Origin of the sequence: Acinetobacter sp. FDAARGOS_558 (genome assembly GCF_003937785.1) — a bacterium.
GTDB classification, from domain to species: Bacteria; Pseudomonadota; Gammaproteobacteria; order Pseudomonadales; family Moraxellaceae; genus Acinetobacter; species Acinetobacter baumannii.
Map to the genome: position 1 here is coordinate 1 of NZ_RKJH01000003.1, position 6,603 is coordinate 6,603.

The following is a 6,603-nucleotide window of genomic DNA, read 5'->3' on the forward strand; positions in this document are numbered from 1 at the left end:
ACATCTTCAATTTTTATTGTCATTTTAAATTTTTATATACAGTCAACTAATACTTTTATTTGGCTAAACTTTATAGTCATTGCTATTTCACTGATTTATATATTGTCTTTTATCTGGAATACTTTTTCTGAATTACTGAAAGAAAATGATTTTAAAATAATTTATGTCGGGCTTACTTTATTGTTATTTATGTCGGTATTAGCATCAGGCACGTATCTTCATTTGTATACTTTACGTGATCAACAGAATTTTACCAAATTAAATAATGAAGACGCTAAAAGTAAAGAATTTGGAATTATTCAAAAAATTGGCCGTGACAATGATGTGTATATAAAACTTGGAAATACAAGAACAAGTTGGGCACTAACAAGATTAGCACCTATACCCGACTCTTCAGGTGCTTCAATGTACTTAATGAACGGATACTGTTCTTTGAATTATTCTGATGTTTCTAGTCAATATATGAAAAAAGAAATGATAAAGAATATATCAAATAAAAGGCTCTTAAATGAGAACTTAGATATTCCTAAGTTGTCAATAATGATGCATGAGTTTGCACACTGTATTGATATTAAAAGAGATTATTTAACATTTAATATCAATGCAGATAATTCAAATAAGACAACAATTTTAGGTACAAATGCTATTACACCAAAATTTAGATCACACGTTAAAGATTTAATCACTTATCAAGAGTTTGGGAGTGCTTCTACATTGTGGAAAGAGGTTTTTGCTGATCTTTATATGGCAGGTTATCTATATATAAATCATCCCGGCATTGCGGACCAAATTGTACAAAATTGGAGTAAATTAAGGGAAAAAAATGCAGAAGATGATGAAGGTCATTCAACTAGTTGTTGGTTAAATATTGCACAAAAATTACCAAAACCTAAGACGAACAAAGAATTAATTACATGGTCTGACAATATTAGGTCCACCAGCAAATGTAAAAGTGATTTTTATAAGTCTTAATAAGAATTTAAAGCTAAACGTACTATAATTCTGTAATAAAATGCCAAGAAAGTTTTAATAACTATTCTTGGCATTTTTTTATAAAACAATTGTTTATGGTATTAAGTGGCTTTTATCCTGGAGCTGCTGAAGCAGAATGGCCGTGGAATATTATGCAACTTTTATTTAGATTCATTTAGTGTGATTTGTTTAGGGATTTGCATTATTGACTCCTGAAGCCGTGAGGCTCAAAAATGTGTTTTGGTTATTTGCTTGAAGTAAAAAATGGAGGCGCAAAAGGAGCATATTTGTATGATGTACTAGGATCGCACGGAACAAAATACACTTCTCTTTCTAGAAATTTATGAGCTCTTAAAGCTGGATCCTTAACAATTAATCCATAAATAACAAGTAAAATAATTAAAGGAATTATATTGTTAATCATGTAGCTAAGTGTGGAGCCCATAATTGCAAATAAAAGGAATAACAAAAATTTCATAAACTTATTTTCAATCATTTTATTCTCCAATAGGTACAACACATACATGAAGTACCGTGTTGGCAAAGTCTAAACAATTATCAAATTATTGTTGCTCGATGATAATTGATCTACCTGTTTGTGTTCCAAAGTAACCTACTACTTTCCATCCCAAATCATAAATTTGTTGGATAGTTAAACGATCTTTTTGGCTAATGGCAGGGCACATATATGTTGAGTTATCACGGGAATAACATTCGCCTCCTTTTTTTTGAGCAAAAGCAGCATTTGAAGCAGCAAGTGTTAAACCCAAAGTTAAAGATAAAAAGATTTTTTTCATAATGGTTTCCTTGTAATGAGTGGGATTTTTTAAATCAAGTGTATGTTTAGATCATATGATAACCATATATAAAAAAAAAGTTAAGTTTAAAAATTCAACATTTTTAGTGAATGATTTATTTAAAGATGAATACGCAGAGTGATGCACTAGAATAAGGTTACTAAGGCTAGAGTTGAAAAATGTAATTTGTGATAAAAAATAAATTTAAAATTGTGGATAACTAAAATATTTTGTGCTATAAAATACGAAAAGTTGTAGCACTTTGATGATTTTTTTTGATTAGAAAAATGCTATGCTTAAAAAGACGAAAGACCGAACGCGCCAACGTTCAGTCTCTCTGGTTGTTGTCAAGATCCTTCGCCGGGCATACTTAACAACGGTTATTTGTATAACGTAGATTCATAGTACATCTACTTCATATCTTTTGCAACCCTTTTATATGCGAAAGATCATTATAATAACCAAGAAAAGTGTGTCCAAATTGTACAATGGGCATACTTATGACTGTAAACTCTGTTAATTTAAATTCTAAAAAAGACTTTATAATCAATAGATTATATGAAAACCTACCAAAAAAACCTTACTGTACCAGTGACTTCTTCGGATTAAAGATTCGTGACAAGAAACAAGCTATACGTCACTCACATATACAAATTAATCATCCGAATTTTAAAAGATATATAGTTATTGATGCTGATTATCCAGGCGCAGCAACAGCTTGGCGGTATGATTTTGATGACAATATTCCAGTACCAAATTTAATTGTAGTTAATCCAGAAAATACTCATTGCCATTTTTACTATGAACTTGAAGCTCCAGTAAGTTTTACTGAAAGTTCCAGCAAGAGAGCTCAAGAATTTTATAATTCAGTTTCTAAAAAGCTCACTGAAGTATTAAAAGGTGACAGCAAGTACGTGGGACTAATAGCAAAGAATCCTGCACATGAAAAATGGATTGTAGAAGTACCACGATTAGAAAAGTATTCATTGCATGAACTTGTTGAACATTTAGAACTTAAGCCACATGAATACAGAAATATAAATTCAGAAAAACCCGGTATAGAGAAATTTGTAATTAACGGCCGAAATGATCATCTATTTAACGAAATACGGCATCAAGCATATATCGACATTAGAAGTTATAGAAGTAAAACATTTGTTGAGTGGTTTGATCATGTAAAAAGCTTATTAATAAATGCAAATAAGAATTTTAGCGTTCCGCTACCATATTCAGAAGTTTGTGCTACAGCAAAATCAATCGCAAAATATTGTTGGAAAAAAGATAGCTACTGCTTTCAAGAGTTTTGTGAAAGGCAACATATTAAAGCAAAAAAAGGTGGACGTGCAAAATCCGATAAATATGTTGAAATGAGGCGCACGGCTGCGCGTTTATTGCGTTCTGGTAAAACTAAAACCTATATATCAGAATTACTTCAAGTATCGTACAGAAGCGTTCTGCGTTGGCTTCAAGGCATAAAAGTACAAGCTGCTATAATGCATTTATCAGAATTAAAAAAGATATGTGACAATGCCCAAAATCAGATATTAGCCTGTTTCATTGCTTCTCTAATCGTTATTATTTTAGATGAGCACATTTATGATCTTAATGAATCTGAAGAATTAAAAATTACCATCAAATTCAAATTAAAAGTTCCAATTCAATAATTGCAGCACTTTGATTGATTTTTTTTAGTATAGTATGTTCATTGCTTACGATGTTTTACGGTGTACTATAGATGGAAAATCTTTATTTTTTTAACGAGAGAAATAAATATCTTAAAGATATCAAATATTTAATATTTTTACTTCTACAAAATTCTATTGAAGATGCCTCTATTGAGCATCAAAAATTGATATCTATGTCAGTAAGGATATTAAATAACGGTGTCCTATATAAGATGGACTTTTCTAGTCTAATTTCTTTTAAAAATGAACTTATAAATCTAAATAAGGAACTAAATAATGGTAACAAATAATTTTGAAAATTCTCTAAATTCTAGTTTGAATTCGGAAGAAAACATTAATCAACAATTTACTCAATTTGTAGATAAGTATTTTAGTTTTTCTAAAGCTTTAGCTGTTAGTCAAGAAACTCCAACAGCTATATTAACTGTGGGTACTCATGATTCAGGTAAAGACGTAATCGTTGCACAAGCACAAGATGAATTAAATAAAAAAGGTGGTTCAATTTTAATTGACCAATCAATTTTTAAAGTTGCGGATCCGCAACAAGATAAAGACCATTCAATTCATCAATTGATTTCTACTATTAGTAATGAAAAATATAATTTGCTTTTAAATCATGAATTTAAAAATGAAAATGTTTTAAATGATATTACTGAATCGCTTAAGAGTAAAAATTATACGATTGAAATCAGAGCAGTTTCTTCATTCCCCCCTAATGAAAACTCTTTAGATAAAAATACACATCCTGAAACTTTAAGAGCAATAGAAGAATTAGAAAATTCAAAAGCTGTGGATAGTTTTAAAGTTTATGATCGTGTTGGTAAAGAAATTTACTCAAACATGCGTAATGATGAAGGGGTATGGAACCAAAAAAAAGCTGGTTTAAATATCTATAATCAAGAAACGAATAAAACTTTATCTAAAACGGAGGCTGATTATAATTTGCTGACGCAACAACAATTAAAAGAAATTGAAAATGCTCATCTAACAATTAATCCACGTGAAAACCAAAATAAAAATATAAACGGGAAATCAGAAAAGAACTTAGAAATAAATTTAGACCCACCAAAGATTATTAAAGATCCTGGTGCATTTAGAGATGTAGTACATGGTATCGTGACGGATGAGTCTGAAAAGGATTTTACACTCAAAATCAATAACTTGGTTGGAATAAAATACAGTAAAGATCAATTAAAGGATCAACTCGAAAAAGACAATAACTTTTATCGTGGACGAGAGTTATTTATTAATCATGCTGGGGATTTACCGCAATTAATGAATGAAAAGGAAATACAAGATTTTCATATTACTCAAGAACAAAGCTTACAACATGATGTTGGCGTAGAACTAGACAGATAATTTGGAGTTACTAATATGAAACTATTATTTGGTGAAGATGTAATTAGTAGTGATTTTGAAGGACTACAATCATTATTAAAACAATACTATGAGAAGCGGAAACGTCCACTTTGTTTATGTACTAATAATGGTGTTGAAATGTACATAGCAAAAATAAATGAAAGTTATATTCTAAAAAGAATGCCTAAAACAGGTGGAAGACATTCACCAGTCTGTTTAAGTTTTGAGCCTCCTGAAGAACTTTCCGGGCTTGGAGAGGTACAAGGACAGGCAATACAAGAAAATCCTGAAGATGGTACTACAAATTTAAAATTAGATTTCAGTTTAACTAAAATGCCAGGTAAAGCTCCGCCAGCCCCTTCTGGAGCAGATAGTGACTCGGTAAGAACTGATGGAAAAAAACTTACATTACGTGGATTACTTCATTATCTTTTTGAAGAAGCTAAGTTAAATTATTTCAATCCAGACATTCCGAAGAGAAATTGGTATACAGTAAGAAAAGCACTGCTTAATGCTAGTGATTCTAAAATCGCCAAAAGAGCTTCATTAACCGATAATCTCTATATTCCTGAAACATATAATGATCAGAAGAAAAAAGAAATAATAGCAAGAAGAAATGAAAAAATGGCCCATATGAATACGGGCAAAGCATCACAAAACCTCATGATTTTAATAGGAATAGTTAAAGAAATTTCAGAAGCCAGATATGATTTCAAAATGGTTATAAAGCATTGTCCAGATTTCCATTTTTTTATGAATAAGGATCTACATAAAAGAATATTTAAACGGTTCCAAGAGGACTTAGAGCTTTGGGGTGCTCACGAAAACTCTCAATTAATTACTATCTCAACTTTTACTAGAGGAATTTCTGGTGTAGCTAATTTAGAAGAAGTTAGTTTAATTGTTGTAAATGAACAGTGGATTCCTTATGAGAATATGTATGAATATGATCTTATAAATGAAATGATCAGAGAAAATAGACCTTTTATTAAAGGGTTGCGTTACAATCTGGATAGAAAAAAACCGTTGTCGAGTTTAGTGGCTCTTGATACTTTGCCTGTTCCTACGGCAATGTATATCATTCCGGCAGCACAATCTCACACGTATAAAGAAAGTGTAGTTAATTTGATTGAAGCTAGTGAATATGAAGGTTGGATATGGGAGGCTGAAATGGCGATGCCTGATCTTCCAAAACTTGGATTATTAACTACAGATTCAGAAATTTTAGAGGACAATTTAAAACCAAATGAGCAGTTATTCGATACAAATCGGACAAGTTAAGGGTTTATATGATGTATTTCTCGAAACTTGTGTACCAAAAAATTCTCCCCAATATCCAGAGCTTCAGAAAATCGGTGATGATTTTCTAAATAAAGTCGTGATGGAGGACCCTGATTATCATAATAGTCAGGTCTTCACTATTTTGAGTCAAGTAGCTGTTCCCGAAATTCAAAATAGACTTAAACGTCTTGAGTCCAAAGCAAAAAATAAAGATTTTGAAAAAAATTATTTTGATTGGAATTATATTGAGAGAGGGGTTGTTCAAGAAAGAAAGGACTTTATTAATGCTATCCATCTAAAGCAAATATATGAAAAAACAAAAAAACTTTATGAAGCTCAGAACGGTGAAGAGCTTACAAGTAGTATATATGCAGATCTCTTGAATGCGAATCCTCAAAATCTCAGAAGAATGCTTACACATAAAAGAGAAATTGATACTCGTCTATTAGAAGAGGCAAAAAAGTGTCTTGAAAAACTTTCTACTAAATAATTTTTTTTGGTATGATTTA

The 6,603-nt window shown here is 30.8% G+C and carries 7 protein-coding genes; 5 read left to right on the forward strand and 2 right to left on the reverse strand.

The window, feature by feature from the left end; all coding sequences use genetic code 11:
• On the forward strand, positions 1–972 hold a 972-nt coding region (locus EGT34_RS20590; protein ID WP_171456080.1), incomplete at its 5' end, for a hypothetical protein.
• Between the two features lie 244 nt (positions 973–1,216).
• On the opposite strand, the gene EGT34_RS20595 is transcribed toward EGT34_RS20590, so the two are convergent.
• Both EGT34_RS20595 and EGT34_RS20600 read right to left on the reverse strand, forming a co-directional pair.
• Positions 1,217–1,468, reverse strand: a complete 252-nt coding sequence (locus EGT34_RS20595) for a hypothetical protein (RefSeq protein ID WP_000572025.1) — start codon at positions 1,466–1,468, stop codon at positions 1,217–1,219.
• A gap of 67 nt (positions 1,469–1,535) precedes the next feature.
• On the reverse strand, positions 1,536–1,769 hold the full coding sequence (locus EGT34_RS20600; protein WP_000719146.1) for a hypothetical protein: 234 nt from the start codon (positions 1,767–1,769) through the stop codon (positions 1,536–1,538).
• 500 nt (positions 1,770–2,269) lie between these two features.
• On the opposite strand from EGT34_RS20600, the gene EGT34_RS20605 reads away from it, so the two are divergent.
• The 4 genes from EGT34_RS20605 (at position 2,270) to EGT34_RS20625 (ending at position 6,584) form a co-directional block, all read left to right on the forward strand.
• Positions 2,270–3,433 (forward strand): replication initiation protein, encoded by a 1,164-nt coding sequence (locus tag EGT34_RS20605; protein WP_000217890.1) that lies wholly within the window; start codon positions 2,270–2,272, stop codon positions 3,431–3,433.
• 297 nt (positions 3,434–3,730) lie between these two features.
• Positions 3,731–4,813, forward strand: coding sequence for a zeta toxin family protein (locus tag EGT34_RS20615; RefSeq protein ID WP_000258411.1), 1,083 nt, complete (start codon positions 3,731–3,733; stop codon positions 4,811–4,813).
• A gap of 15 nt (positions 4,814–4,828) precedes the next feature.
• Positions 4,829–6,094: a DUF1173 domain-containing protein gene (locus tag EGT34_RS20620; protein WP_000770546.1), complete on the forward strand. Its 1,266-nt coding sequence runs from the start codon at positions 4,829–4,831 to the stop codon at positions 6,092–6,094.
• The gene (locus tag EGT34_RS20625) at positions 6,060–6,584 is read left to right on the forward strand and encodes a hypothetical protein (protein ID WP_000100569.1); all 525 of its coding nucleotides are present in this window, start codon (positions 6,060–6,062) and stop codon (positions 6,582–6,584) included. Before EGT34_RS20620 ends, EGT34_RS20625 begins: the two co-directional genes overlap by 35 nt.
• Positions 6,585–6,603: the final 19 nt, after the last annotated feature.